This is a genomic window from Bradyrhizobium sp. Leo170 (assembly GCF_004296405.1).
Taxonomy (GTDB): Bacteria; Pseudomonadota; Alphaproteobacteria; order Rhizobiales; family Xanthobacteraceae; genus Bradyrhizobium.
The window spans coordinates 1-3,185 of sequence record NZ_PSRR01000553.1 but is presented as its reverse complement, the minus strand read 5'-3'; the positions used below and the strand labels follow the sequence as shown (position 1 = coordinate 3,185).

The window sequence follows — 3,185 nt, the reverse complement described above, 5'->3', positions numbered from 1 at the left end:
CTAGAATGACGGATGAGCAGCTAGCTCTTCAGGCCGTTCGTGATGCCCAGGGCATACTTGAAGAATATTTGCAGCCGCGACCGCGCAATAACGAGCGCGTCATCCTTGATAGATTGGTGGAAGTATTGGAGCGGCCCGACCTTCTTGTCGCCGTCAACCGGATGCAGCGCGGCCTGTAGCCGCGTCGTCGCCCGCCCCTGCGGCCTCACTGGCCTGCGCAAGCGCCAGCCAATCGGCTGCGAGCATCAGCCAGGCATCTTCGTCCACCGGACAGCGAGCTTCTGCCGCCCGGTCCTTGCATTCCTGGGCTAGCTGACGAAACCGGACCAAATCTTCCCTCATGCCAGAGCTACGCTCCAACTGAGCAAAAGTTGCAGAGGGCTGCCGACGATTAACGATACACCGGACGGTCCCGCCCTATTCCCGCGCCGGGATCAAATAAGTTTTCTTTGGCGTCATACCCTTGTGGCATACGCGTTGCACTTCAATGGGTACTGGGGATTTCAGGGGCCCAGTATGAGACAGGGCGCCGCCGGGACAGTGTATTTCAAGCCCGGCGGCGTACCTTTCTGAGGCATGTTGAACCCGGCCGAAAGCAGGCTTGGCGAAGCGCTCTGCCTCTCGACTACGGCCCGCCGGGACCGACGGATGCAAGCACTTGCCCCGGCCAGGGATTGCGGCCGTCCCTGAGCCACAGCAGCGTGTCGGTCCAGAAGCCGGCCGCGTGAGTGTCATGGAACAGATTGAAATGGCCGATCGTCTTGCGACCGTAGTTGGGCGGCTCGAGCAGCACAGCCGTGCGCGGCGCGCCGGTGTAGTAGCCGAGCGTGCGGCGGATCGCGGGCACGGTGCCGAGTTCGTCGTCCGACACGGCAACCGCAAGGATCGGCGCCGTCACCGCTGCCATCCGTGAGAGCACGGCCCGCCTCTCGCCGCGCGGATGGCTGTGCTCGAAGCGTCGCCCGCGGAAACTCCATTCATTGGCGACGCCGGCAGGCAGATCCTCCAGCCAGCCGAGCCTGCGGCCGGGAAAATAGCCGCAGAGCGCCGTCATGATGGGCATGGCGACATGCCATTTGAGGAACAGGCCGGACCGCCGGCGCGGCGCATAGTCGCCCCACCAGGCATACTGCGCGCCGACCGTCAGCATCCGCTCGATCAAGCCGGCGCTTTCGGCGAGCCCCGGCAGGAAACCGCCGATGCTGTGGCCGACAACGATGAGGCGGGCCTGTGGCCTATACTCGTGCATGAAGCAAAGCGCCGCCTCGAAATCGAGTTCGCCCCAGTCACGCCAGCGATAGCCACAGCTTCGCAAGCGGGACGGCCGCGAAGCGCCGATGCCGCGATAGTCATAGGTGAGGACATCGAAGCCGTGGTTCGCCAGAAAGCATGCATAGCGGTGGTAGTAGCGCGCAGCCACTCCCGTTGCCGCATTGACGATGATGCTGCCGGCGGAGCGGCCGGCTGGCGCAAGCCACAAATGGCCGCCGATCGTTACGCCATCCCGGCAGGGAATCGTGACTTCTATCCCATCCTCAATCGATATGCGCAACGCCACCTTGGTCATGTGCGCGACGATAAGAGGTGGGCGGCGTTGTGTATATTCACTGGTTAGTATACATCGGGCTCATGAGCCAGACTGGCCGTTCGACGCGTGAGCGCATCCTTCAAGCCGCCGGCAAGCTGTTCTACGGCGAGGGCATCCGCGCCGTCAGCGTCGATGCCGTGGCGGAGAAAGCCGGCCTCACCAAGCGGACGCTCTACTATCATTTCCGTAGCAAGGACGATCTGATCGCGGCCTATCTCGAGATCCGCGACCAGCCAAATCTCGCTTTGTTCAAGCGCTGGTTTGCCGAGGCCGATGGTGACGTGGCCGCCAAGGTGGAAGCGATCTTTCGCAATCTGGCGCGGTCGGCACGCCATTCCAAATGGAAGGGTTGCGGCTTCCTGCGCACCTCGGTCGAACTGGTCAACCTGCCCGGTCATCCGGCGATGGTGATCGGCCGCGCGCACAAGAAACGCGTCGAAGACTGGCTTTGCTCCGTCTTCGAAGATGCGGTCGCCTCGCGGGAAGCGCGGCAGCTTGCGCGGCAGGTCATCCTGCTATTGGACGGCGCGTTTGCCGTCGTCCTGCTGCATCGGGATCCAACCTACATGGAAACCGCCGGAGCAGCGGCCGCCCGTCTGGTTCGCGGGCTGATGCCGACGCCGCGCAAGTCAATCAAGGTTGCCAAGGTCCGGCGCACCATCCGGCCCCGGACTGGCTGACGTGCGATCGAGTGTTCCCGCCACCCAGCGCGCAACCGACGGACCGACGAACAGCAGCAGGATCACGCGCACGGTCTGCAGCGCCATGACGAAGGACGTGTCGACCTTGGTCGAGGCGGCGATGATCGCGGCGGCATCGACGCCGCCGGGGCTGGTGGCGAGATAGGCGGTCAGCGGATCGACGTGCAGGAACTCCACCAACAGCCACGCCAGCAGGCCGCAAAACCCCATCAGGATCGCGGTTGCGCCGATGCTTTGTGGCAGCGCGCGAGCAGCGGTCGCCAGCACGTCGCGCGTGAAGCGCAAGCCCGTGTTCCAGCCGATCAGCGCGTAGGTTGCGATCAGCACCAGTGGCGGCAGCTCGATCTTCACCCAGCCAAGCACGTTGAACACCGCTCCGAGAACGAGAGGACCAAGGAGCACGCCGGCCGGCATCCGTGCGGCAAGACCAGCTCCGACGAGCGCGATGGCCGCGGTGGCACCGAGGTTCGTCAGGTCGACCGGCGGAAAAAGCCCGGCACTGAAACGCCCGCCACCGCCGTGCGCAAAGCATAGCGCCACCACCGAGGCCGCCGCGGCGACCAGCACGACGCGCAGATACTGCATGAAAGCAACGAGTCGGAAATCGGCGCCATGGGCCTCGGCCATCACCATCATCACCGTGGCGGCGCCCGGCAGCATGCCCCACACCGCCGTGGTGCCGGGGATGATGCGCAAGCGGCTCATGGTCCAGCCGATCAGAGCGCTTGCGCCGACCGAAAGCGCTACGGTGGCGAGGATGATCGGCCAGTAGCGCGCGAAGCCGCTGATGATTGCCGGCGTGATCGATTGCGCGACGAGGCAGCCAATAATTGCCTGGGCGGCGACGATCAGCAGGCGGGGCACCCTCACCGCCCCTCCGCCCATCTGCACCAGCG

Annotated in this window: 3 protein-coding genes; 1 reads left to right on the top strand and 2 read right to left on the bottom strand. The window is 64.7% G+C overall.

Going from position 1 to position 3,185, the window contains the following annotated elements:
• Nucleotides 1–625: 625 nt before the first annotated feature.
• On the bottom strand, nucleotides 626–1,567 hold the full coding sequence (locus CWO89_RS42260) for an alpha/beta hydrolase family protein (RefSeq protein ID WP_130584134.1): 942 nt from the start codon (nucleotides 1,565–1,567) through the stop codon (nucleotides 626–628).
• Between the two features lie 62 nt (nucleotides 1,568–1,629).
• On the opposite strand from CWO89_RS42260, the gene CWO89_RS42255 reads away from it, so the two are divergent.
• Nucleotides 1,630–2,268, top strand: coding sequence for a TetR/AcrR family transcriptional regulator (locus CWO89_RS42255; protein WP_130584133.1), 639 nt, complete (start codon nucleotides 1,630–1,632; stop codon nucleotides 2,266–2,268).
• Here the strand turns inward: CWO89_RS42255 and CWO89_RS42250 are convergent.
• Nucleotides 2,218–3,185: AbrB family transcriptional regulator (locus CWO89_RS42250; RefSeq protein WP_165421570.1), on the bottom strand; the 968-nt coding region annotated here is incomplete at its 5' end. The genes CWO89_RS42255 and CWO89_RS42250 overlap by 51 nt on opposite strands.